General features: G+C 74.8%; 22 protein-coding genes. 11 read left to right on the forward strand and 11 right to left on the reverse strand.

The window, feature by feature from the left end; all coding sequences use genetic code 11:
- Positions 1-6: 6 nt before the first annotated feature.
- Both pfkB and AB0H75_RS21010 read right to left on the reverse strand, forming a co-directional pair.
- Positions 7-1,005: a 1-phosphofructokinase gene (gene pfkB / locus AB0H75_RS21005; protein ID WP_367798496.1), complete on the reverse strand. Its 999-nt coding sequence runs from the start codon at positions 1,003-1,005 to the stop codon at positions 7-9.
- A complete protein-coding gene (locus AB0H75_RS21010) occupies positions 1,002-1,763 on the reverse strand; it encodes a DeoR/GlpR family DNA-binding transcription regulator (RefSeq protein ID WP_367798498.1) in 762 nt (253 codons plus the stop codon). The genes pfkB and AB0H75_RS21010 overlap by 4 nt, the downstream gene beginning before the upstream one ends.
- 102 nt (positions 1,764-1,865) lie before the next feature.
- Here AB0H75_RS21010 and AB0H75_RS21015 point away from each other — a divergent pair, with 102 nt between their 5' ends.
- A complete protein-coding gene (locus tag AB0H75_RS21015; protein WP_367798500.1) occupies positions 1,866-2,744 on the forward strand; it encodes a hypothetical protein in 879 nt (292 codons plus the stop codon).
- A gap of 56 nt (positions 2,745-2,800) precedes the next feature.
- Positions 2,801-3,679, forward strand: coding sequence for a hypothetical protein (locus tag AB0H75_RS21020; protein ID WP_367798502.1), 879 nt, complete (start codon positions 2,801-2,803; stop codon positions 3,677-3,679).
- 65 nt (positions 3,680-3,744) lie between these two features.
- Here the strand turns inward: AB0H75_RS21020 and AB0H75_RS21025 are convergent, their stop codons facing one another.
- The 4 genes from AB0H75_RS21025 to AB0H75_RS21040 form a co-directional block, all read right to left on the reverse strand.
- Positions 3,745-4,107, reverse strand: coding sequence for an MmcQ/YjbR family DNA-binding protein (locus AB0H75_RS21025; RefSeq protein WP_367798504.1), 363 nt, complete (start codon positions 4,105-4,107; stop codon positions 3,745-3,747).
- Between the two features lie 99 nt (positions 4,108-4,206).
- Positions 4,207-4,623, reverse strand: a complete 417-nt coding sequence (locus AB0H75_RS21030; protein WP_367798506.1) for a CBS domain-containing protein — start codon at positions 4,621-4,623, stop codon at positions 4,207-4,209.
- A gap of 84 nt (positions 4,624-4,707) precedes the next feature.
- On the reverse strand, positions 4,708-6,111 hold the full coding sequence (locus tag AB0H75_RS21035; RefSeq protein WP_367798508.1) for an aspartate aminotransferase family protein: 1,404 nt from the start codon (positions 6,109-6,111) through the stop codon (positions 4,708-4,710).
- Positions 6,104-6,727, reverse strand: coding sequence for a helix-turn-helix domain-containing protein (locus AB0H75_RS21040; RefSeq protein WP_367798510.1), 624 nt, complete (start codon positions 6,725-6,727; stop codon positions 6,104-6,106). Before AB0H75_RS21040 ends, AB0H75_RS21035 begins: the two co-directional genes overlap by 8 nt.
- 242 nt (positions 6,728-6,969) lie before the next feature.
- Between AB0H75_RS21040 and AB0H75_RS21045 the strand changes: the two genes are divergently transcribed.
- Complete coding sequence (locus tag AB0H75_RS21045) at positions 6,970-7,776, forward strand: class I SAM-dependent methyltransferase (RefSeq protein WP_367798512.1); 807 nt, start codon at positions 6,970-6,972, stop codon at positions 7,774-7,776.
- Between the two features lie 31 nt (positions 7,777-7,807).
- On the opposite strand, the gene AB0H75_RS21050 is transcribed toward AB0H75_RS21045, so the two are convergent.
- A complete protein-coding gene (locus AB0H75_RS21050) occupies positions 7,808-8,323 on the reverse strand; it encodes a hypothetical protein (protein WP_367798514.1) in 516 nt (171 codons plus the stop codon).
- Between the two features lie 67 nt (positions 8,324-8,390).
- Positions 8,391-9,404 (reverse strand): hypothetical protein, encoded by a 1,014-nt coding sequence (locus tag AB0H75_RS21055; RefSeq protein WP_367798516.1) that lies wholly within the window; start codon positions 9,402-9,404, stop codon positions 8,391-8,393.
- A gap of 131 nt (positions 9,405-9,535) precedes the next feature.
- On the opposite strand from AB0H75_RS21055, the gene AB0H75_RS21060 reads away from it, so the two are divergent.
- Together AB0H75_RS21060 and AB0H75_RS21065 are read left to right on the forward strand one after the other, a co-directional pair.
- Positions 9,536-10,474, forward strand: a complete 939-nt coding sequence (locus AB0H75_RS21060; RefSeq protein WP_367798518.1) for a GNAT family N-acetyltransferase — start codon at positions 9,536-9,538, stop codon at positions 10,472-10,474.
- 53 nt (positions 10,475-10,527) lie between these two features.
- Positions 10,528-11,307, forward strand: a complete 780-nt coding sequence (locus tag AB0H75_RS21065) for an arylamine N-acetyltransferase (RefSeq protein ID WP_367798520.1) — start codon at positions 10,528-10,530, stop codon at positions 11,305-11,307.
- 28 nt (positions 11,308-11,335) lie between these two features.
- On the opposite strand, the gene AB0H75_RS21070 is transcribed toward AB0H75_RS21065, so the two are convergent.
- Entirely contained in the window at positions 11,336-11,962 is a 627-nt protein-coding gene (locus tag AB0H75_RS21070) for a nucleotidyltransferase domain-containing protein (protein ID WP_367798522.1), read from the reverse strand.
- Positions 11,963-12,005: 43 nt separating this feature from the next.
- Between AB0H75_RS21070 and AB0H75_RS21075 the strand changes: the two genes are divergently transcribed.
- The 4 genes from AB0H75_RS21075 to AB0H75_RS21090 all read left to right on the forward strand — a co-directional run bounded on the left by AB0H75_RS21075 (position 12,006) and on the right by AB0H75_RS21090 (position 19,056).
- Entirely contained in the window at positions 12,006-13,904 is a 1,899-nt protein-coding gene (locus AB0H75_RS21075) for a propionyl-CoA synthetase (protein WP_367798524.1), read from the forward strand.
- A gap of 84 nt (positions 13,905-13,988) precedes the next feature.
- On the forward strand, positions 13,989-16,892 hold the full coding sequence (locus AB0H75_RS21080) for an NACHT domain-containing NTPase (RefSeq protein WP_367798526.1): 2,904 nt from the start codon (positions 13,989-13,991) through the stop codon (positions 16,890-16,892).
- A gap of 162 nt (positions 16,893-17,054) precedes the next feature.
- Entirely contained in the window at positions 17,055-17,954 is a 900-nt protein-coding gene (locus AB0H75_RS21085; RefSeq protein ID WP_367798528.1) for a hypothetical protein, read from the forward strand.
- A gap of 145 nt (positions 17,955-18,099) precedes the next feature.
- A complete protein-coding gene (locus AB0H75_RS21090) occupies positions 18,100-19,056 on the forward strand; it encodes a hypothetical protein (protein ID WP_367798530.1) in 957 nt (318 codons plus the stop codon).
- Here AB0H75_RS21090 and AB0H75_RS21095 read toward each other — a convergent pair.
- Both AB0H75_RS21095 and AB0H75_RS21100 read right to left on the reverse strand, forming a co-directional pair.
- A complete protein-coding gene (locus tag AB0H75_RS21095; RefSeq protein ID WP_367798532.1) occupies positions 18,987-20,264 on the reverse strand; it encodes a glycosyltransferase in 1,278 nt (425 codons plus the stop codon). The two genes, AB0H75_RS21090 and AB0H75_RS21095, sit on opposite strands and share 70 nt — an antisense overlap.
- Positions 20,265-20,268: 4 nt before the next feature.
- A complete protein-coding gene (locus AB0H75_RS21100; RefSeq protein ID WP_367798534.1) occupies positions 20,269-21,168 on the reverse strand; it encodes a formylglycine-generating enzyme family protein in 900 nt (299 codons plus the stop codon).
- Positions 21,169-21,276: 108 nt separating this feature from the next.
- Between AB0H75_RS21100 and AB0H75_RS21105 the strand changes: the two genes are divergently transcribed.
- Complete coding sequence (locus AB0H75_RS21105; RefSeq protein WP_367798536.1) at positions 21,277-22,509, forward strand: cytochrome P450; 1,233 nt, start codon at positions 21,277-21,279, stop codon at positions 22,507-22,509.
- A 10-nt stretch (positions 22,510-22,519) separates the two neighbouring features.
- Positions 22,520-23,479: a Ppx/GppA family phosphatase gene (locus AB0H75_RS21110; RefSeq protein WP_367798537.1), complete on the forward strand. Its 960-nt coding sequence runs from the start codon at positions 22,520-22,522 to the stop codon at positions 23,477-23,479.
- The last annotated feature ends 64 nt before the right edge of the window (positions 23,480-23,543 follow it).

Here is a 23,543-nt window from a genome sequence, read left to right on the forward strand (position 1 = left end):
AGTGGTTCAGCCGTGCTGAGTCAGAGGAGCGGGTGCTGGGGTGATCGGGGAGGCGATCGGGGGAGCGGGGAAGGGCACGGCGAGCGGCCGGTCGGGGTCGGGCGGGCCGACCACCACGGGCGCCGGGTCGATGTCGGAGGGGCCCGGCATGCGGCTGCCGGGCAGCAGGACGGCGGCGGCGCCCCAGGCCAGCGCGCCCGCCAGCGCCTCGGGGCCCCGCCCGCCGGCGGCGAGGAAACCGGCCAGCATGGCGTCGCCCGCGCCGACCGCGCTGCGCGGCCCGGCGACGGGCGCCCGGCCGTGCCAGACGCCGCACTCCTCGACCAGCACGGCGCCGTCGGCGCCCAGGCTGGCCAGCACCGTGCGCGCGCCGGCCGCCCGCAGCGCGCCCGCGGCCGCCACGACGTCGCCGAGGCGGGCCAGGGGACGGCCGGTGGCCTGGCCCAGCTCCTCCAGGTTGGGCTTGACCAGGGCGGGCGCCGCGCCCAGCGCGCACGACAGCGCCGGGCCGCTGGTGTCGACCGCGACCCGGATGCCCGCCTCGGCGAACCGGTGGCACAGCCGGGCGTAGACGTCGGCGGGCACCTCGGGCGGCAGGCTGCCGGAGGCGACCACCCAGTCCGGCTGGGCGGCGGCGAGGACGGCGTCGGCGATCGTGTCCAGCTCGGCGGGCGACAGCGCGGTGCCCGGCTCGTTGATCTTGGTGATGGTGCCGTCCGGCTCGGCCAGCGTGACGTTCGACCGGGTCCGTCCCGCCACCGGCACGGTCACCATGTCCAGGCCCTCGGCGGCCAGCAGGCGTACGAGCTGGCGGCCCTCGTCCCCGCCGAACGGCACCACCGCCCGCGAGGCCACGCCGTTGGCCAGCAGCGCGCGCGAGACGTTCACGCCCTTGCCGCCGGGATCGAGGCGGGCGGCGGCGGCCCGGATCACCGCGCCCCGGTCCAGCGAGGCGATCTCGATCGTGCGGTCCAGGCTCGGGTTGAGCGTCAGCGTCAGGATCACGCCCGGATCACCTCCGGCCCGGCCGCGGCCACGTCGGCGGCCAGCGCGGGGTCCAGCCCGGCGTCGCTGACCACCACGTCGATCTCGCCCAGTTCGGCGAACGTGGCCAGGTAGGTGTTGGAGAACTTCGTGTGGTCGGCCAGCAGCACGCTGCGCTGCGCCGCCCGCACCATGGCCCGCTTGATCGCCGCCTCGGCCGGGTCGGGCGTGGTCAGGCCGCGCTCCAGCGAGCAGCCGTTGGTGCCCATGAACGCCACGTCCACGTTGAGGTGCTCCAGCGGGCGCAGCGCCCAGTCGTCCACCGTCGCCAGGGTCTTGCCGCGCAGCCGCCCGCCCAGCACGATCACGTGCAGGTTGGCCCGCGCGGCCAGGGCCGTGGCCAGCGGCGGCGAGTTGACCACGACGGTCAGCTCACGGTCGGCGGGCAGCACCTGCACCAGGCGGCCCGTGGTGGTGCCGGCGTCGATGATGACCGAGCCGTCCTCGGGCAGCTCGGCCAGCGCCGCCTTGGCGATGCGCTCCTTCTCGGCCGTCATCACCTCGTCGCGGGCGGCCAGCGCGGGCTCGAAGCCGAGCCGCTCGACGGGGATCGCACCCCCGTGCACCCGGCGCAGCACGCCCGCCCGCTCCAGCGCCGTCAGGTCGCGGCGGATCGTCTCGGTGGTCACGTCGAGCTCGGCGGCCAGCGTCACCACGTCGACGCGACCCGCGGTGCGCGCCCTGCGCAGGATCTCCTGCTGCCGCTCCTCGGCGTACATGATGTTGGTTCACCGCCGTTTCGATGTGGTTTCCCCTGTGTTTATACCCGCTTGCGTTGGCGGGTCAAGAGTGCGCCACGGGAATCTGGTAGTTATAGGCGGATGCGCATCAAGCCCTTCGCGGCCGTGGCGGTGGCCGTCCCGCTCCTCGCCGCCCCCCTCGCCGTGCTCGCCCCGCCCGCCCTCGCCACGGCGGGGCCGCCCCGGGTGCCGGCCGGCACCACGGCCGCCTGGGTGGTCTTCGACCGGCAGGCGGGCAGGTTCGTCGCGGCGCGCAACGCCCACCGCAAGTACCGCTCGGCGTCAGTGGTGAAGATCCTCATCGCCATCGACTACCTGGAGCGGCGCGCGAGCGTGCCCCGGGAGGACGCCGCCCTGCTGAAGGTCATGCTGCGGGCCAGCGACGACGACGCGGCCTCGGCGTTCTGGGACCGGGGCGGCAAGGGGCGGATCATCGTGCGGATGGCGCGCAAGCTCGGCCTGTCCGACACCGCGCCGCCGCCCGCGTCCCAGCCCGGCTTCTGGGGCTACACCTCGCTCAGCGCGTACGACATCGTCCGCACCTACCGCTACCTGCTCGACACCGCCGACGCCCGGGTCCGCGACACCATCCTCGGCCACCTGCGCCAGGCCGCCCCCTGCGGCACCGACGGCTTCGACCAGACCTTCGGCATCCCCGACGCCGTGCCGCGGCCGTACGCCGTCAAGCAGGGCTGGTCCGGGTTCGGCGCCACGCCGCCCACCCGGTGCAGGGACGCCAAGGCCCTCGGCGCCCCCGTATCCTGGATCGCCCAGCGCTCCACCGGCTCCGGCGTCCCCGACTACGGCCGCCCCGTGCTGCACACCACCGGCCTGGTCGGCAAGGGGGAGCGGTACGTCATGGCGGTGCTGACCGCGCACCCGGCCGGCGGCACGTGGAGCGCCTCCGTCAAGCGCATCACCGCCATCGCCAGGGGCCTCTACCGCGACGTGACCTCCTGAGCCGCCGCGCGGAAAACCGCTCGCCCGGCCCGGCGGCGGACCGATAGGGATGGAGGATGGCGAAGCGAACGAACGCACTCGACCGCGTCCTGCGCGGCGCGGGCGGCCCCGGCGTCCTCGACGTCCTGGCCGAGCGGCTGTCCGGATCCGATCTCACCACGTTGCTGCTGGAGGTCATGCGGCGGCGGGCCGGCTCGCTCACGCCCGCCGACGTGCTGCGCCGTTACGGGCACGACCGCTTCGCCGCCCCGGCCGCGATCCCCTTCCGCGACCTGCGGCGGGCCGAGGACGCCGCGCTGTCGGCGCTGCCGGCCGCCTTCGAGCCGGTCGTGCTCTCGCCGGTGGCGCCGCTCGGCACCTGCTCCGTGCCGGCCACCGTGGACCAGAACAAGGTCGTCTCCACCATCAGGAACGGCGAGGTCGCCGCCGACCCCACCAACGCCCTCGCCCTGGAGGCGGCGCTGCGCCGCCGCGCCGCGGGCGGTGCGGAGCCGGTGCGGCTGGCGGCCGTGCAGCGCGTCGTGCGGGCCCAGCACGTCGAGGGCGCCGCGCGCTTCGCCCACTTCACCCTGTTCGCGCTGGTGACCGCCGGTCGCGACACCGGCGACCTGGCCTTCGAGCGGCAGCACGCGGCCGAGCACCTGGCCGTCCTGGCCGACGCGGTGCGCGCGTGCGGGGCGGGGGAGCCCGAGATGCGGGTCACGGTCCTCGACGAGCGGTACGAGCGCGTGGCGGCCGGCCTCGGCGGCACCCCGGACCCGGGGCGGAGGAGCGGGCGGGGGTACTACACCGGGCTGTGCTTCAAGGTGTACGCGGGCGGGGCGGAGGTGGGTGACGGCGGGTTCACCGACTGGACGGCCCGCCTGCTCGGCAACCACAAGGAACGCCTGCTCGTCAGCGCCCTGGGGCTCGACCGCCTCGCCATGACCACCTGACCCCGCGGGCCGCACGGGTGGTGACGGCGGGGACGGGGCTGCGGGACGGTGGCAGCGGGGTAGGGCTACGGGGCTGGCCGGGCGATGGACAGGCGCTCCTGCTCGGCGCGGACCTTCTTCGGCACGCACATCCGCCACGCCTCCAGCACCAGCTCGCGCATCTCCGGCACGTCGAGCGCGTCCGTGCGCGCCACCACCCAGTTGAAGCGCAGGTCGGACTCGCGCGGTAACTGGAACTTGGTCGGCTCCGACGCCACCAGGGCTTCGCGTTCCTCCTTCGGGAACCCGAAGCCCATCAGCGTCTCGTCGCGGGAGAACGCCACGTAGACGATCCTGCCCACCCGGAACTTGACGCGGTCGCGGATCAGGTGCTCCGACGAGCGCGGAAGGGTCGCGGCGAAGCGCCGCACGTCCTCGACTGTGACCACGGAGGTCACGTTAGCGGCCGCGCCCGACAGTTCCGGGTCCGACAGTTCCGGGCGGTCGGCGGCCCCGCGTCGGGCGGCCCTGCGTCGGGCGGCCCCGCGTCAGCGGTTGCCCTCGGCGGCCGAGATGTCGGCCAGCGCCGAGTCGGAGTCGCGCTCCATCGCCAGGTCGCCGATGCTGACGATGCCGACCGCCCGGCCGTCCTCGACGACCGGCAGGCGGCGCACGGCGTGCGCGCGCATGAGCTGCACGGCCTGCTCGATGCTGGTGTCCGGGCCGACGGCCTCGACGTCGGCGCTGCACGCCTCGCGGACCGGCGTCCGCGGGTCCTTGTCGTCGGCCACCACCCGCACCGCGATGTCACGGTCGGTGACGATGCCGAGCACGCGCCCGTTGTCGTTGACGATCACGGCGCCCGCGTCGTTGTCGCGCATCAGCGCCGCCGCGACGGACACCGGCTGCTCGGCCTCGATCGCCGCCGGGTCCCTCGTCATCACCTCTGCCACGGTCCTCGCCATGGGAGATCCTCCTGTCGGTCGGATGTCGTCAGGCGACCCCTACCCGGCCGGCTGGAGGACTCACCCGGCGGGCGGCCCGCTCGCCTACAGGGCCTTGGCCGCCAGGCGGATCTCGTCGAGCAGGATCTCCAGATCACGCTCCGTGGTGTCGGGGTGCAGGAAGCAGGCGCGCAACGCGTCCCGGCCGCCGAGCCGGGTGCCGGTCAGGAACGCGTTCCCGCGCGCCTGCACCGCGGCCGGGATGGCCCGGTTGAGCGCGTCCAGCCCGCCGGCGCGCGGGGTGTGCCGGAAGGCGGTGATCGAGGTGGTCACCGGGGCCAGCAGCTCGAAGTCGCCGGCCTGCTCGACCATGGCGGCCAGCGTCCTGGCCAGGCCCGTCGTGTGCTCGACCAGCCGCACCACGCCGGACCGGCCCAGGGACGACAGGGTGGCCCACGTCTTCAACGCCCGGAACGGGCGGGTCTGCTCCGGCCCGTACTCGGCGAACCAGCCCAGCTCGCCCGCGTTGTCGTCCACCAGGTACGACGGCACCAGGCTGAACGCGGCCCGCGCCGCCGCCGGATCGCGCAGCAGCGCGCACCCGCAGCCGACCGGCACGCCGAGCCACTTGTGCGGGTCGAGGGCGAGCGAGTCGGCCCGCTCCAGCCCCGCGTAGTGCGGCGCCGCGCCCCCGGCGAGCACGCCGAGCGCGCCGTAGGCGCCGTCCACGTGGAACCACAGCCCGTACTCGGCCGCCACGTCCGCGATCGCGTCGAGGGGGTCCACCGCGCCGGAGTTGACGGTGCCGGCGCTGCCCGCCACGCAGAACGGCCGCCGCCCGGCCGCCAGGTCCTCGGCCACCATCGCGCGCAGCGCGGCCACGTCCATCCGGTACGCGGAGTCCACCGGCACGGCCCGCACGTTCCGCGCGCCGAGCCCGAGGAGCTGGGCCGCCTTGTGCAGGCAGCTGTGCCCCTCCTCGGTGAGGTACAGGACGAACGGCGGCCGCCCGGCCAGCCCCTCCTCGCGGGCGTCCCACCCGTCGGCGAGCGCGGCCCGCTGCCGGGCACTGGCCAGGCAGACGATCGTGGCCATGGACGCCCCGCTGGTCAGCAGCCCGCCGCCGGGCGGGTGCGGGAAGCCCACCAGCTCCGCCAGCCAGCGCACCACCGCCCGCTCCAGGTGCGGCCCGGCGTGGTCGCCGCCCGCGCAGCTCGGGTCGAGCGCGGCGGCCAGCGGCTCGACGAGCACGCCCGCCGGGTTGGGCGGGGAGTTGACCCAGCCGAAGAAGCGCGGGTGGCCGTTGCCCATCGGGTGCGGCAGCACGTGCGCGCGGACGTCGGCGAGCAGGTCGGCGAGGGGCCGGCCGTCCTCGGGCAGCTCCTGGCCGCTCAGCCAGGCGCGCTCCGCGTCGGGGACCGGCTGCCAGACCGGGCCGGCGGGGACCTCCGCGAGGTGGCCGGCCACGAGGGCGGCGGCCTGCTCACCGGCGGCGCGCAGGTCAGTCATCGAGCTGTTCCTTCCGTGGTGGTTCGTGGTGCCCGGGGGCGCCGAGCTGCATCGCGAGGTAGTAGACGCAGTCGGCGTCGCCGTCGTTGGCGAAGGCGTGGCGGCAGTCGCCCGGGTAGTATGCCGAGTCGCCGGCCTCCAGCGCGTACGGCCGCCCGTCGATCGTCAGCCGCAGCGTGCCGCGCTCGACCGCGAGGTACTCCCGCGACCCCGGCGCGTGCGGCGCGAACTCGCCCGCGTCCACGCCCGGCCCGATGGTCGTGCGCATGAACTCGAACTCCACGTCCCCGAGCACCGGCGACAACACCCGCCGCTCCCAGCCCGAGGGGTCGCGCAGCACCCGCTGCTCGGCGTGGCGCAGCACCCGCATCGCGCCGTGCGCCGGCTCGTCCAGCAGCCGGGCGATGGACGTGCCGAGCGCCGTGGCCAGCCGGTCGAGCACCAGCACGGTCGGTGTCCTGGCGCCGCGCTCGACGTCGGAGACCATGCTGCGGCTGATGCCGCTCAGCTCGGCCAGCCGCTCGATGGACAACCCGCGTGCCCGGCGCTCGCCGCGGACCCGCCGCCCCAGCTCGGCCATGGACAGCCCGCTGGACAGCACCCCTTCGCCCGTCATTCCTCCACTATAGCGGCTATTTGTCCGCTATCGCGGATCGTGTCTCCTGGCAGGCGGCAGACACCTGCTCGCGGCGCTCGGTCGGCAGGCGGGGCCTCTCCCCGCGGTTTCCTTCCGAACGCCTCTGTGCCGCGTCAAGTGTAGGCTCACCAGACTCATGTCTCACTATTCAAGACATTTTCTCTTGAATGGTGAGACTCGCGCTAGGGTTGCGGCATCCGAGGCGAACGAAGGAGTTGACGATGGACGGTTCGGCGAACGCCGTATACACCCACGGGCACCACGAGTCGGTGCTGCGCTCGCACCGCTGGCGTACCGCGGAGAACTCGGCGGGCTACCTGCTGCCGCACCTCAAGCCGCACATGAAGGTCCTGGACGTGGGCAGCGGGCCCGGCACGATCACCGCCGACCTGGCCGGCCTGGTGGGGCACGTGACGGCGTCGGAGGTCACCGCGGACGCGCTGGAGCTGGCCAGGGCAGAGATCGCCGCCCGCGGCGCGGCCAACGTGGACTTCGCCGTCGCCGACGTGCACGACCTGCCGTTCGAGGACGACACGTTCTGCGTGGTCCACGCCCACCAGGTGCTGCAGCACGTCGGCGACCCCGTACGGGCGCTGCGCGAGATGCGCCGGGTGACCAAGCCCACCGGTTACGTCGCCGTCCGCGACAGCGACTACGCCGCCTTCACCTGGTGGCCGCTGCTGCCCGAGCTGGACGAGTGGCTGGACCTCTACCAGCGCGTCGCGCGGGGCAACGGCGGCGAGCCGGACGCCGGGCGGCGGCTGCTGTCGTGGGCCCGCGCCGCGGGCTTCGAGGACGTCACCGCCACCTCCTCCACCTGGTGCTTCGCCACGCCCGAGGACCGCGCCTGGTGGGGCGGCATGTGGGCCGAGCGCGTCCTGAGCTCCGCGATGGCCGGGCAGGCGCTGGCCACCGGCGCGGCCACGGAGGCCGACCTGCGGCGCATCTCGGACGGCTGGCGGAAGTGGGCGGCGGCCGGGGACGGCTGGCTGTCCGTCCTGCACGGCGAGATCGTCTGCCGCGCGTAGCGGCCCTCGGCGCGCGGGGCCTTGGGGGCGGTCAGAGGCCGAGGGTGCGGGCGCGCTGCCAGCGCGGGTCGCGGTAGAGCACCATGTCGCTGCCGAGCATCTCGTCCGGCGCCGACAACATGGCGATCTCGCCCGCCGCCTGGAGCTGCAGCAGCAGGTCGCGCACCCGCGGCCCCACCGGCAGCCGCCCCGCGGGCAGGCCGAGCCCGGCCCGCACCGTGTCGGCGATCTCCGACAGGTGGAACGGCCCGTCGAAGCGCGCCACGATGCCGCGTACCACGCTCATCGTGATCAGGTTCTCGGCCTCGGCGTAGGCGAGCTGCCAGGTGATCTGCTCCTTGCGCCGCCCGCTGCCCGCGCAGGCCGGACAGCCGCGCGCCAGGCCCGGCGCGATCTCCTCCTCGGCCGAGCCGAGGCAGACCGAGCACAGGTTGTTCTCGGCGGCGTGCAGCTCGGCCGTCATGCGGCCACCGAGGATGACGCCGCACTCGCAGGCGAACGCCTCACCGAGGATGCTGTTCTGCTGGGAGATCGTATGCTTCGTCACCGAGCCGACTCTACCGCGATCAGCGGCCTCCCGATCACGCCCCGATCACGCCCCGATCATGCCTGGATCATGCCCGGAAGTCCGACAGGCCGCGCAGCCGGCGCAGCGCCTTCCTGGCCGCCGCCACGATCCGCTCGTCCGGATGGTGGTCGATGAAGACCCGCAGCACCCGCCCGGTCCACGGATGGTCCCCGAACGCCAGGAGCGCGATCGTCCCGGCCTGCTCCTCGGAGTTCATCCCCATCGCGATGGACTTGATCACCTCGCCCGGCGCATCCCCGAACTCCAGCAGCGCCGCCGCCATGTCCACCAGCACCCACGCGATCTCCTCCGGCACCGGCTGGCGCTGCGGGTTCGCCGTCCTGGCCGCGATCACCGCGCCCAGCTTCGGCTCCTCCAGCAGCCGCAGCAGCGCGTGCCGCCCCTCGTCGCCGAAGGCGGACGACAGCAGCTCCACGCCCACCGCCCGGCTCAGCGGGCTCACCGTGCCCAGCGCCGCGGCCAGCTCGGCGATCGCCTCCTCGCGGTCGCGGCCCCGCAGCCACCCCGCCAGCTCCTCGTCGCGCTCGGCCTCGGGGTAGGAGCGCAGGCCGTGCAGCAGCGCCGCCGCGTCGGCGTCCGCGAGCGACCCCATGACGGGGATCTCCTGGCCGGTGGTGTCGGCGATGATCAGCCGCGCCGCCCACAGGCCGAGCCAGCTCAGCGTGTACGGCTCCGCCGTCCGGACCAGCCCGAGCTCCGCCAGCACCGGCGGCACCTCGCCCTTGACCGCCTCCCGCGACAGGAACAGCCGGATGAGCTCCACCAGCAGCCCCTCGTCGGCGGCCAGCCGCTCCCGGCAGTGGTCCGCCCAGGCGGCCAGCACCTCGGCGTCGTCGCCCTCCGGTCTCAGCTCCTCCGCCAGCGGGGCGGCGCGCACGGCCGCGGCCAGCGTGGCCTCGCCGGGCAGCCGGATGGGCGGCTGCAGGGGCAGCGTCTCGTCATCCGGGGAGCCACCCGGGGAGCCGTCGGGGGAGCTGTCGTGGGAACTGTCGGGGGAGCCGGCGTGGGAGCTGTCGTGGGAACTCTCGTGGGAACTCACTGGGCCATCCTTCCGCGTTCTGTGCGTTAGGGTGACCCGCTGACGCCGAAAAGTCGGAAGAAGGGAGGCGCTGTTATGTTCGGCACCGTTCCGGGCGCTCATGGCGCCCACTTCCCCTTCTCGGAGGAATCGTGCATTTCCGTCCTGCGGTCGACGGCGATCTGGACCGCTTGCTGGGCTGCGTCGTCGACGAGTCCGTGAGCTGGGCGCATCCCGAGCGCCTGCTGTCGTTCCTGGAGAGCGGCAACTACCGTTACGACCACATCTGGCTGGCCCTCGACGAGGATTCCGGCGAGGTCCTCGCCCGCGCCGTCTGGTGGGGCTTCCCCGGCGGCGAGCCGTACGCGCTCGACTGCGTCTACGTCCACCCCTCGGTCCCCGACCGCGTCGCGACGGCGGCCGAGCTGCTGGAGCGCGCGCACGCCGCGTTCGGGGCGCGGCCGGCGTACCACGTGTTCCTGACCGGCGACTGGCGCGAGGACCCCAAGGCCCTCGCCGGGCTCGCCTGGCGCAGGGAGGCCGTCGCCAGGGCCGGGCTCACCGACGAGCTGGAGCGCCTGCGCTTCGCCTGGACCTCGGACGAGGCCGTGCCCGAGCCGTCCGGGCGGCTCGTCCTGCGCGGCGATGACGACGACGAGGTCTTCGCCGAGGCGTTCCGCCGGGTGGCCGAGGGGACGCTCGACCACGCCACCCGGCTCGCCCTGCGCGCCACGGACCCCCTGGCCCAGGCGCGCCAGGACGTCGCCGAGTACCGGCAGATGCCGGGCGACCGGTCGTGGTGGCGGCTGGCGTACTCGGCCGCCGACGGGTCCCTGGTGGGCGTCGCGCTGCCGTCGGCCAACAACGCCGGCCCCGTCGTCGGCTACCTCGGCGTCGTGCCCGAGCACCGCGGCAACGGCTACGTGGACGACCTGCTCGCCGAGATCACCCGCTTCCACGCCGAGCGGGGCGTCCAGCGCGTCGTCGCCGACACCGACCGCGGCAACATCCCGATGGCCAGGGCGTTCGAGCGGGCCGGTTACCGCGTCTTCGCCGTCCGGCTCGTCCTGTCGGCCGCTCCGGACGCCTGAGCCCGGGCGCCCCGGGATGCGCGCGGGCCGCCGTACCCGGCATTGTTGACCGCATGACTGTTGATCACATGACCTGGGACAGGGAGAAGCTCGACCTCGACGCCTACCTGGCCCGGATCGGGTACGACGGCCCCCGCGTCCCGACGGCCGCCACGCTGCGCGCCGTGCACCGGGCGCACGTCCAGGCGATCCCCTTCGAGAACCTGGACGTGCTCCTCGGCCGGGACATCGCCCTCGACCTCGGCAGCCTGCAGGACAAGCTGGTGACCGGCGGGCGGGGCGGCTACTGCCACGAGCACAACCTGCTGTTCGCCGCCGCCCTGGAACGCCTCGGCTTCCCGGTGACCCGCCACCTGGCCCGCATCCGGTTCGGCCGCCGCCACCTGCCACGCACCCACGCCACGCTCACCGTGGCCGCGGACGGCCGCACCTGGCTGGCCGACGTGGGGTTCGGCGGCGACGGGCTGGTGGAGCCGATGCCGCTGGAGGACGGCGCCACGCTGGAGGCTGGGCCCTGGAAGTGGCGGCTCGGCCGCGACGACGACCACTGGGTGCTGCACACCCCGGACGCCGAGCTGTACGCCTTCCGGCCCGGGGAGCCGCACCTGCCGAGCGACTTCGAGGTGGCCAACTTCTACGTCTCCCGGTTCCCGCACTCGCCGTTCCGCCACCACCTGCTCGTCCAGCGCACCACCCCGCACGCGCGGCTGCGCATCGAGGACCACCTGCCGCTGACCGGCGCGGAGGAGCTGCGGGCCACCCTGCGCGACACCTTCGGCATCGAGTTCGGCCCGGACGACGCCGCGGCCCTGCTGCCGCGGACCGCGGGCTGAGCCCCGCCCGAAGGGCTCAGCGACCGGCTCAGCGACCGGCCAGGCGGGCGCCCAGCACCAGGTCGTGCAGCGCGTCCGCCGCCAGCCCCGGCACCGGCGGAGCGGGGGCGTGCTCGGCCTCCCGCTTCGCCGCCACCAGCTCCGGCAGGTACGCCGGCCCGTACCCGTACAGCCGCGTCAGATCGGCCTCCAGCTCCCCGGTACGCATGAGGTGGAGGCCGGCGGCACGCCGGGCCCGGCGGCGGCCGGCTCCGCCACCAGGGCGGCCCGCCAGGCGTCCACCTCCGGCCACGGCAGCTCGCCCCTCCTGACCGCCAGCAGCCGCTCCCGGTGCGGCCCACCTGGACCAGCGGCTCGCCGTGCCGCGCAGCTCCCGCAGCCGCAGTCCGGCCGGGGTGGCCACCTCCACCAGCGGCGACCACAGGCACTCCAGCACGGTGGGGTCGGCCTCCAGCGCCAGCCGGCAGAACCGCTCCACCTCCCACGAGAACTGCTCGGGCAGCGGCCCGTCGCGGTGCGTGGGCGGCTTGTCCAGCCGCCAGAAGGCCGCCGTCGGCGCGGCGAACACGCCCCGCCGGTCGGTGTCGGAGGCGCCGGTGTCCAGCCCGTACGCCCGCGACCCCATCACCACGGAAAGGATCAGATCATCGTCCACCGAACATCTTGCGCCATCCGGCCGGCGCTGGTCTGATCGACAAGTGGGCGCTTACGAAGAGGCTTACCGGCGCAGCATCCGGCATCCCGAGGAGTTCTGGGCCGAGGCGGCCCGCGGCGTCGAGTGGGACGTGGCCCCGGCCACGATCCTCGGCGGCGACGGCCGCTGGTTCCCCGACGGGCGGCTCAACACCTGCCACAACGCGCTCGACCGGCACGTGGCGGCCGGTCGCGGCGGGCAGCCGGCGCTGATCCACGACAGCCCGGTCACCGGCACCGTGCGCGTCCACACCTACGCCGAGCTGCTCGACGAGGTCGCGCGGGCCGCGGGCATGCTGCGCGGGCTCGGCGTGTCCGCCGGCGACACCGTGGTCATCTACATGCCGATGGTGCCCGAGGCCGTGATCGCGATGCTGGCCTGCGCGCGCATCGGGGCGGTGCACTCGGTGGTGTTCGGCGGGTTCGCCGCCCGGGAGCTGGCGGTGCGCGTCGATCACGCCCGGCCCAAGGTGGTGCTGTCCGCCTCGTGCGGCATCGAGCCGAGCCGGGTGGTGGCGTACAAGCCGCTGCTGGACGCCGCGCTGGAGCAGGCCGCCCACCGGCCCGACCGGTGCGTGATCGTGCAGCGCCCGCAGGCGCCGGCCGCGCTGACCGAGGGCCGCGACCTCGACTGGGCCGAGGCCGTGCGCGCCGCCGAGCCGGCCCCCTGCGTGAGCGTGGCCGCCACCGACCCGCTCTACGTCCTCTACACCTCCGGCACCACCGGCTCGCCCAAGGGCGTGCTGCGCGACAACGGCGGCCACGCCGTCGCGCTGCACTGGAGCATGGCCAACGTCTACGGCGCCGCGCCCGGCGAGGTCTTCTGGGCGGCCTCCGACGTGGGCTGGGTGGTCGGCCACTCCTACATCGTCTACGCCCCGTTGCTGGCCGGCTGCACCACCGTCCTGTACGAGGGCAAGCCGGTCGGCACCCCCGACCCCGGCGCGTACTGGCGGGTGGTGGCCACGCACGGCGTGCGCACGCTGTTCACCGCGCCGACCGCGATCCGCGCCATCAAGAAGGAGGACCCCTCCGGAAGTTTCGCCAGGAAGTGGGACCTGTCCGGGCTGCGGCACCTCTTCCTCGCCGGCGAGCGCCTCGACCCCGACACCTACCACTGGGCCCACGACCTGCTCGGCATCCCGGTCATCGACCACTGGTGGCAGACCGAGACCGGCTGGCCCGTCGCCGCCAACTGCGTCGGCATCGAGACCCTGCCGATCAGGCCCGGCAGCCCGACCAAGCCCGTCCCCGGCTGGGACGTGCACGTCCTGGACGCCGCCGGCGACGACTGCCCGCCCGGTGTCGAGGGCGCGGTCACCGTCAAGCTGCCGCTGCCGCCCGGCGCCCTGCCCGCCCTCTACCGCGACGAGGCCCGCTTCCGCGCCTCCTACCTGGACCGCTACCCCGGCCACTACCTGACCGGCGACGGCGGCCACCTCGACGCCGACGGCTACCTCTACGTCATGGGCCGCATCGACGACGTCATCAACGTCGCCGGGCACCGGCTGTCCACCGGTTCGATGGAGGAGGTCGTCGCCGCCCACCCCGACGTCGCCGAGTGCGCGGTGATCGGCGTGGCCGACGAGGTCAAGGGCCAGGTGCCGGTCGGTTTCGTGGTGCTGAAGGCCGGGTCCGAGCGCGACCCGGAGGAGCTGGAGCGCGAGCTGGTCGCCCTGGTGCGCGAGCGCATCGGCCCGGTCGCCGCCTTCCGCCGGGCCGTCGTCGTCGGCCGCCTGCCCAAGACCCGCTCCGGCAAGATCCTGCGCGGCACGATGCGCGACATCGCCGACGGCCGCTCCTACACCGCCCCGTCCACGATCGAGGACCCCGCCGCCCTGCCGGAGATCGCCGAGGCGGTGAAGGCCCGAGCCGTGCGGCCCCCGGGCGTGAAGGAAGGGTGACCGGCGGGTGACGTCCCGCCGGGACGCCTGCGCGCCCGCGGCGCGCCGCGCATGATGGGACATCCAGCCCCGGGAGAAGGCCCCATGATCGAGACTCCGAGCTACGCCGACGCCCTGAGGATCCTCGGCTGCAAGGACGGCCGGCTGGCCAAGGTGATCGGGTTCGCCTCGGCGGCCGAGCGTACGGGCTGGGCGCTGGCCGGCGCCGGGCAGCTCGTGACGGGCGTGGCAGACATGCGCGCCTCCGTGGTCCGCTACGGCGAGGACGTCCTCGGCCGCCTGCCCGAGCTGCGCGGCGGGGTGAACCGGCACACCCGCACCCAGCGCCTGGCCGCCGCGCACGCCGTCATCGTGGTCACGGCGTTCTTCAGGGCCCTCGGCGAGGCCGCGCTGCCGTTCACGCTGGAGCAGCTCGACCGCACCGACCAGATCTCCCGCGGCGTGCCCACGCCGGAGCGCTTCGCCCGGCTGATGGCCGCCCTGCTGCTGGAACGCCTGCCCACGCCCGAGCCGCACCTGCCCTACGCCGAGACCCGCAAGGCCGTGGAACGTGCCTATCTGCGCATGGCGGAGGCCGTGGCCGGTTACGCCGCCGGCCTGCCGGTCTGGGACGAGCTGAGCCACGACGACCAGCTCCTGCTGCCCCGGCTGCTCGCCGAGGGCCCGCCCGCCCACGCCCTGCGCGTCTACGACGAGGACTACCGGTCGCTGTCGCTGGACAGCCACGAGTTCGGCGTGCGCAGCCTGGTCACCGAGCGCCCCCAGCCGTCCACCGCCCTGTCCCGGGTGGCGTGGCTGCTGGCCGAGCTGGCCCCGCCCCGCGTCGGCGACCGCCCCCTGGTCCACCTGGCCAGGATGGCGGCCAACCTCCTGGACCAGCCGCTGCTGCTGGCCGGCAAGCTGCCCGAGGACGTCTACCTGCCGCTGCTCGGCGAGGGCTACCTGACCCCGCGCTGCCGGGTGGCCGAGCTGACCCGCGACGCCTCGCCCGCGCTCGACGGCTGGTGGGAGGACCAGCGGCTGCTGCCCGACACCGAGGCGTTCCTGGTCGGGCACCTCACCTCGCTGCGCGCCACCCAGGCGCCCCTGCTGGTGCTCGGCGACCCCGGCCTGGGCAAGACCAAGCTGACCGAGGTGCTGGCCGCCCGCCTGGCCCGCTCGGAGTTCCTGCCGATCCGGGTGGACCTCCAGGGGGTCGCGCCGCGGGCGGGCGTCACCGAGCAGATCGAGCAGGCCCTCGCCGCCGTCCTGGAGGAGGAGGTCCCGTACGCCGACCTGGTGGCGGCCGCCGGCGGCGCGCTGCCGGTGATCCTCCTGGACGGCCTCGACGAGCTGCTGCTGGGCGGCGCCGGCCGCTACGACTACCTGGCCAGGGTCCAGGAGTTCCAGCAGCACGAGGCCGGGCTCGGCCGGCCGGTCGCGGTCATCGTCACCGGGCGCACGGTGGTCGCCGAGCGGGTGCGCTTCCCCGAGGGGCTGCTGGCGCTGCGGCTGCTGCCGTTCGAGGACGACCAGGTCCGCCAGTGGCTGGACGTCTGGGACCAGGCCAACCGCGCCCTGCTGGCCCGCCGCGACCTCAAGCCGCTGCCCGCCGAGGCCGCGCTGGCCCACGGCGAGATGGCCCGCCTGCCGCTGCTGCTGCTCCTGCTCGCCCTCTACGACGCCGGCGGCAACGCCCTGCAACATCCCGACACCCATCCCGCCGCGCGGCCGCTCAAGCGTTCGCGCCTGTACGAGGTGCTGCTGCGCGACTACACCGAGCGCGAGACCGGCGGCGCCCGGCGGGTGCTCATCGACCAGGAGCTGGTGCTGCTCGGCGCGGCGGCGCTGTCCATGCTGGCCCGCGGCCGCCAGGTCATCACCGACGAGGCGCTCGAACGCGACCTGCCCGCCCTGTGCCACGGCGGCGAGGACGAGCCGGAGGACGGCCCGGCGGACTGGACGGGGGACGAGAGGAGGCCGGGCCCGGCGGGCGGGACGGCGGGCGGAAGGGCGGGCGGGAGGGCCGGGGCCGGGTGGGCGCGCAAGGCCACCGAGCGCTTCTTCTTCGTCCGCCGCGGCGGGCACGCCTTCCTGCACGCCACCTTCGGCGAGTTCCTGGTCGCCTGGCTGGCCGTCTACGCCCTGCGCGACCTGGACCGCAGGCGCGCCCAGGCCGGCGACGAGCCCCTGGCGCTGGTGCAGAGCGTCGATGACGACCTGCTCTACGCCGTCACCTCCCACTCCTGCCTGGCCGAGCGCGGCCCGATCGCCGCGTTCGTCGCCGAGCTGCTGGACGACGTGCCGGCCGCGGTGCGGGCCCGCTGCGTCGAGCAGCTGTCCGGGCTGCTGCGCCGCTCCCTGCACGAGCGCGGCCGCCGCCACTTCACCGGCTTCCGCCCGGTGCGGCACACGCTGGCCCGGCGGCTGGCGGCGTATTCGGCGAACCTCGCGTTGCTCATCGTCGCGGCGGCCGACGAGCCGGTCCGGGTCTCCGCCCTGCTGCCCGGCCCCGACTCGCTGGAGCGGTGGTCCTCCTTCACCCACCTGTGGAAGGGGCAGCTCGGGGAGGAGGGCTGGACGGGGCTGGTGACCGCGCTGTCCGCGCGCCGGGTGATCGAGGACGGCGTGGAGGACGTCGTGCTCGGCGCCGACGACCCCACCGGCATGGGCGACGCGGTCGTCGCCGTCGCCACCGGCCAGGGCCCCCGCCACCGCCGCCTGCTCGACCTGCTGCTGCGCGCGCTGGGGGAGGGCCGGGCCCTGCCGTTCCGTGACCGGGCCGCCATCCTGGAGGAGCTGGTGCGCACGGCCGCGGTCCGCTCGCCGGCCATGTACCAGGCGCTCGGCGCGCTGTGGGCGGAGGGCGGCGCCGATCACGCGCGGCTGCGGCCCCTCCTGCGGGCCATGCTGGCCGATCCGCGTGACCGCATGGCCACCTGGGAGCTGCTGGTCAAGGCGGGCATCCCCGAGACGGCGTTGTGGGAGATCCAGCAGAGCGGCGACTGAAGGGCGTCCGTCCCGGCCGGGACGTGCTTCGGTGCTGGTCAGGGCGCCGGGCCGGCCGGCGGGCGCGATCTAGAGGGAAATTCGAGGCTGACACGCAAGCGGATCGTTACGTAATATCCACATATCACGAGCGTTGGGGGCGCCAAGGTGCCAGGGCAGAGCGTGGGTGTGGTCGTCGATCCGGCGGTTCCGGCGGAAGTCGCCGGGCTGTTACGCGCCAACGCCTCGCTGCTGTCCAGGATGCGCGCCGGATGGGCGCCGCACGCCCTCGCCGGCCGGGCCCCCGCGCACCGCTCGCGCCGCGGGCCCTCCAGCGCCCTGCTGCTGGCCGCCACGCCGGTGGTGATCGCGCTCATGGCCGTGCTGCTGGACTCGCCGCTCGCGCCGGCCGGGTTCGTGCTGCTCGGCACGTACGTCTTCATCGTCCTGGTCAAGGTCGCCTCGATGAGCGAGCCCCCCGAGGACGAGCGCCCGCACGAGCGCCACGTCTACGAGCAGGCCCGCTGGTACGACGGCCGCTACCTGCTCGGCGAGGACTTCGACCAGGAGGCCAGGCTGGTGCTGGGCCGCGCGCAGCGCGCGATCGGCTCGGTGCTGCGTTCCCACGTCAACGCCGAGGGCCTGCTCGACGGCGCGAGCAACGCCGTCACCCTGCCCGCCCAGGAGTGGGAGATCGCCCGCCTGCTGGCCAAGCTCTCCACCCTGCGCCGCGAGCACCGCGAGCTGCTGGGACGCGGCCTCGCGCCCGAGGTCGCCCCCGTGGTCGAGCCGCTGGAGCGGGCGCTGTCGGCCAGCGAGGCGGCGGTGGTCGCCCGCGTCGAGGCCCTGGAACGTTACGCCTCCCGCGTCAAGGAGGCCGAGCGCGCCTACCACGCGCACGCCCAGATCGAGGAGCTGCGGGAACGGCTGCCGCGTTACGAGGAGCTGCTGGCCGAGTCGGGAGCCGACCGGATGGCGGTGCCCGAGATCGAGAAGCTGGCCGAGGACGCCGACACGCTGGAGCGCTCGCTGCGGCGCAGCGTGGAGTCCGCCCATGAGGCTTTCAAGTATCTGGAGGGCTGACGTGCGGACCGTACGGATTTTTCGGCAAAGCACGGCATAACTTCGCTTAGGATCCGATTTCGTGGCGGATGTGGTGGTAGACCCCGGAGTACCGCCGGATGACGCGCAGGCGTTACGGAACGACGGCCGGCGAGTGCTCCTGAAGATGCGTCAGGGATGGGCTCCGCAGCCGCGCCGGGGGCTGTCGGCCGCGCACCGGCGAATGGCGGGCGCCTTCGCCACGGTGGCCTTCCTCGGGCTGCTGCTCGGCCTCGGCGCCGGCGGCGGGCTCGGCCTGCTCATGCTCGTGCTGTTCGGCATCCCGCTGGTGATCGTGCTGTTCGTCCGCGACGACCTGCCGATCGAGGAGGCCGAGGACGAGGCCGATCGGGTGATCCACGAGCGGCTGCGCTGGTACGAGGGCCGCTACGTGCTCCTCGACGACCTCGACGAGTCCTCCAGGCGGCTGCTCGCCCGCGCCCAGCGGGCCATCGCCACCGTCACCGGCTCCCGCGTCAACGCCGAGGGCCTGCTGGACGACGCCCGCAACGCCGTCACCCTGCCCGCCCAGGAGTGGGAGATCGCCCGCCTGCTGGCCAAGCTGTCAGCCCTGCGCGCCAAGCACAGGGAGACCGTCTCGCGGGGCCTCACGCCCGAGGTGGAGGCCGTCGCCGGGCCGCTGGCGCGGGCCCTGGACAGCAGCGAGGAGGCGGTGCTCGCGCGGGTGGAGGCCCTGGAGCGTTACGCGGCCAACGTCACCGAGGCCGAGCGTGCCTACCGCGCCCACCAGCAGGTCGAGGAACTGCGCGGGCGGCTGCACCAGTACGAGGAGCTGGTGGCCGAGACCGGCGCGGACGGCTTCGCCGTTCCCGAGCTGGACCGGCTGGCCGCGGACGCCGACCGCCTGCGGCAGGCGCTCGGGCGGAGCGTGAGCTCCGCCCGCGAGGCGTTCCGCCACCTGGACCAGGACGGGCACGCGGACCCCGGCCTCCGCCTGGACCCGGACCACCTGGACCAGGACCGCCGCCTGGACCCGGACGGACACCCGGGCCGTCACCTGGGTCCGGGCGCCCCGCCGAAGGAGGTCCCCGGCACCCCGGAGGATTCCCCGGACGGCCCCTGACCCCCGCCCGCCTGAGCCTCGCCCGCCGGACCCCCGCCCGCCGGACCCCCGCCCGCCGGACCCTGGCCGGTCGCGGCGCCGCCGGTGTGGGCCACCTCCAGCAGCAGGTCGCACAGCGCGTCCGCGGCGTCCACCCGGCCCAGCCCGGCCGCCGCCTGCCCCATCGACGCCCGCAGCGCCGGATCGGCCAGCAGCGGCATCAGCTCGGCCAGCAGTTGCTCGGCCGTCGGGCCCGGCTCCAGCAGCGCCCGCGCCGCCCCCGCCGAGGCCAGGTAGCCGGCGTTCTTGCGCTGCTCGTCGCCGCCGGTCGGGATGAGCGGGATCAGCACGGCGGGCTTGCCGATCGCGGTCAGCTCCGACACCGTCCCGGCGCCGCTGCGCGCGATCACCACGTCGGCCGCGGCGAACAGGTCGGCCAGCTCCGCCCCCACGTACGGCACCGGGTGGTAGCGCTCGGCCAGCTCCGGCGGCACCGGCACGGCCCGCATCTGCTCGATCCAGCTCGGCCCGCACTGGTGCACGACCTGCGCGTGCGGCAGCAGTCGCGGCAGGATCTCGGCGATCAGCGTGTTGATCTGCTTGCTGCCCTGCGCGCCGCCCGTCACGTAGATCAGCGGCACCTCGAACGTCAGCCCGAACATGTCGTAGGCCGCCGCCCGGTTGCCCGACAGCAGCTCCGGCCGCACCGGGTTGCCGGTCACGACGGCCTTCGCGCGGGCCGAGGCGGGCAGGTGCTCCAGCGACGACTCGTGCGACAGGGCGATCCTGGTGGCCAGGCGCGACAGGATCCGGTTGGCCAGCCCGACCACGGTCGTCTGCTCGTGCATGACCAGCGGCCGCCGGATCAGCTTGGCCGCCACGCCGATCGGCACCGCCACGTAACCCCCGGTCGACAGCACCACGTCGGGCAGGTAGCGCGCCGCGTGCCCGATCGCCTGGAGCACCCCCACCGGGATGCGGAACACGTCCGCGATGTTGGTGCCCAGCTCCCGGAGATCGGGGCGGCGGCGCAGCTTGCCCGTGGTGATCGCCTTGAACGGGATGCCGTGCTCGGCCGTGATCCTGGCCTCCAAGCCGCTGGCGGTGCCCACCCAGAGCACGTCGTGCGGCACCCGGCGGCGCTGGAGGGCCGACAGGGTCGTCAGGGCCGGGTAGGTGTGACCACCGGTGCCGCCGCCGGTGATCAACAGTCGCAGGGTTCGTGACATGCGATCAGAGTATGGCCGCACAACGGAAACCCGTGTGCCCGGTCGAGGAGTCGGGAGTGTTGGAGGTGCGCGCGGCGACCCGGTAGCGGTTGCAGTAGGAGTCGTGGCACAGGTACGACCCGCCGCGCATCACCTTGGCCGTGCCCTCGGCCGGCCCGGCCGGGTTCTCGGCGTACGGCGGCCAGCCGGTGGCCCACCAGTCGGCCGTCCACTCCCACACGTTGCCGGAGACGTTGTACAGCCCGTAGCCGTTGGGCTGGAACGACTTGACCGGCATCGTCCCCTTGCTCGGCGCCGTGGGGAAGTGGCCCTGCCAGATGTTGCACCGCTGCCGCCCGTTCGGCGCCAGCTCGTCGCCCCACGGGTAACGCCGGCGCTCCAGCCCGCCGCGGGCGGCCATCTCCCACTCCGCCTCGGTGGGCAGCCGCTTGCCGGCCCACGTCGCGTAGGCGTGCGCGTCGTTCCACGAGACGTGCACGACCGGGTGGTTCTGCCGGTGGCCGATCGACGAGCCCGGCCCCTCGGGGGCGCGCCAGGACGCCCCCTCGACGCCCGCCCACCAGGGCGCGCCGGGCACGGTGGCGTCCATGACCCCGGCCGCGGCGAACTGGCGGAAGACGAACGACCAGCCGATCCGCTCGGCCTCGGTGACGTACCCGGTGTCCTTGACGAACGTGGCGAACTGCGCGTTCGTCACGCACGCCGGATCGATGAGGAACGGGTCCAGCCGCACCTCGCGGACCGGGCCCTCGCCGTCCTCCGGCCGGCCGTCCGGGTCGTCGCCGCCCATGAGGAACGTGCCGCCCGGGACGCGTACCATGCCGCGCGGCGCCGGCCGCCGCGCCGCCGATCCCGCCGCCGGCCCCGCCTGCCCGGCGGCGGGCGCGGCGGGCGCGGCGAGCACGGCGGGCTGCGGGTGCGATCCCGTGGCGCCGTCCCTGCTCGGACCACAGCAAGCGCTCAAAGCCCCCCCAAACGTGTCATGCCACCAAGGAAGGGTAGTCCCTGGAACATGCCCACGATCACGCGGCTGCCGTTGATCACCCCCGCGCAGTCGCTCGCGCTGGCCGCCACGCTGGTGCTGCCGACCGTGGCGCAGGGCCCGGTCATCCGCCGCCCGGGAGCGGTGCGCCTGGCCGGGATGGCCGACGCCGACGCCCGAGCGGTGCGGCTGCTCGGGCGGCTGCGTGCGCGGTACGGGGACGGCCCGCTGCTGGCCCGCCTGCCCGGCCGGGGCCTGGCCGTGCTGCCGCTCGCCGCCGCGGACGTGCGGCGGGTGCTGGAGGACCGGGCCTTCACCCCGGCCAACGCCGAGAAGCGCGGCGCGCTCGCGCACTTCCAGCCCGACGGCGTGCTCATCACCCGCGAGCCCGGGCTGCGCGAGCGGCGGCGGGAGCTGAACGAGCGGGTGCTGTGCCCGGGCGCGGGCGCGTTCGACCACGTGGCGGAGGAGGAGAGCGCCCTGCTGCCCCGCGCGGGCACGCTCACCTGGCCCCAGTGGCACGCCGCGCACGGGCGGATCGCCCGCCGCGTGGTGCTCGGCGACGCCGCCCGCGACGACGTGCGGCTCACCGCCCTGCTCGACCGGCTGCGCCGCGACGCCAACTGGTCCTCGCTGCGCGGCCACCGCACCGACGTCCGCGACGCCTTCCGCCGCCGCCTGGCCGCGCACCTGGAACGTGCCGAGCCGGGCAGCCTGGCCGCCAGGCTCGCCGCGGCGCGCGCCACGCCGGAGGTGCACGCCGAGGGGCAGGTGCCGCACTGGCTGTTCGCCTTCGACGCGGCCGGGATCGCCGGCTACCGGGCGTTGGCCCTGCTCGCCTCCTTCCACGGCGACGGCCTTCCCCGGGACGGCGGGTTCCCGCGGGCGAGCGTCCTGGAGTCGCTGCGGCTGTGGCCCACCACGCCCGCCATCCTGCGCGACGTCGCCGGCCCCAACCCGTGGGACCTGCCCGAGGGCACGCTGGTGGTGATCTACGCCCCGTACGTCAACCGCGCCGAGCCCGGCGACGCCTACCGCCCGGAGCTGTGGCTCGGCGGCGGTGACGCCTGGGCCGGGGTGCCCTTCAGCGCCGGGTTCGCCGCCTGCCCGGCGCGCGAGCTGGTGCTGTCCACGACCTCCGCCCTGCTGCGGGCGTTCCTGCGCGAGCGCTCAGCCGTCCCCTCCCTCACCTTGGAGGACCCCCTGCCTGCCACCTTCGACCACATTCGTCTGCGTTTCGCCGTGAAACCTGTGGAGCGGTAGCGTCTGCTCCATGCGACTCGGCGTGCTGGACATCGGTTCGAACACCGTTCACCTCCTGGTCGTGGACGCCCACCGCGGCGCCCGGCCCATCCCCGCGTACTCGCACAAGGAGGGGCTGCGCCTGACGGAGTACCTCGGCGAGGACAACCGGCTCGCCGAGAGGGGCATCGAGCGGCTGTGCGCCTTCGTCAAGGAGGCCGTCCAGCTCGCCGAGGACAAGGGCGTGGAGAACCTGCTGGCCTTCGCCACCTCCGCCGTGCGCGAGGCGGCCAACGGCGAAGAGGTGCTGAGCCGCGTCGAGGACGGCTGCGGCGTGCACATCGAGGTGCTGTCCGGCCGCGACGAGGCCCGGCTGACCTTCCTCGCCGTGCGCCGCTGGTTCGGCTGGTCGTCGGGGCGGTTGCTGGCCTTCGACATCGGCGGCGGCTCGCTGGAGATCGCGGCCGGCGTGGACGAGGAGCCCGACGTGGCCGTCTCGCTGCCGCTGGGCGCCGGGCGGCTGACCCGCGGCTGGTTCACCGCCGACCCGCCCTCCGCCGAGGAGGTGCGCGCGCTGCGCCGGCACGTGCGCACCGAGATCGCCCGCACCGTCGGCTCGGTCGCCCGCTACGGCGAGCCCGACCGCGCCGTGGCCACCTCCAAGACCTTCAAGCAGCTCGCCAGGATCGCCGGGGCCGCGCCCTCCAGCGACGGCCTGTACGTGCCGCGCTGGCTCTCCCGCCAGGACATGGCCCACTGGGCGGTCAAGCTCACCACGATGAGGTCGGCCGAGCGGGCGCAGCTCTCGGGCGTCTCGGAGGGACGGGCGGCGCAGCTCGCCGCCGGGGCGCTGGTCGCGGACGCGGCCATGGACCTGTTCGAGGTGGACCGGCTGGAGGTGTGCCCGTGGGCGCTGCGCGAGGGTGTCATCCTGCGCCGGCTCGACCTGCTGCCCGGCCGCCTTGACCAGTCAGGACTCATCATCGAATGACGGGTGCCCTCGGGTAAGAGCGAACTATCCCCAGAAATCGGCATAAATAGCTGGTGGGCGGGCA

Source organism: Nonomuraea sp. NPDC050783 (assembly GCF_040802095.1).
Taxonomy (GTDB): domain Bacteria; phylum Actinomycetota; class Actinomycetes; order Streptosporangiales; family Streptosporangiaceae; genus Nonomuraea.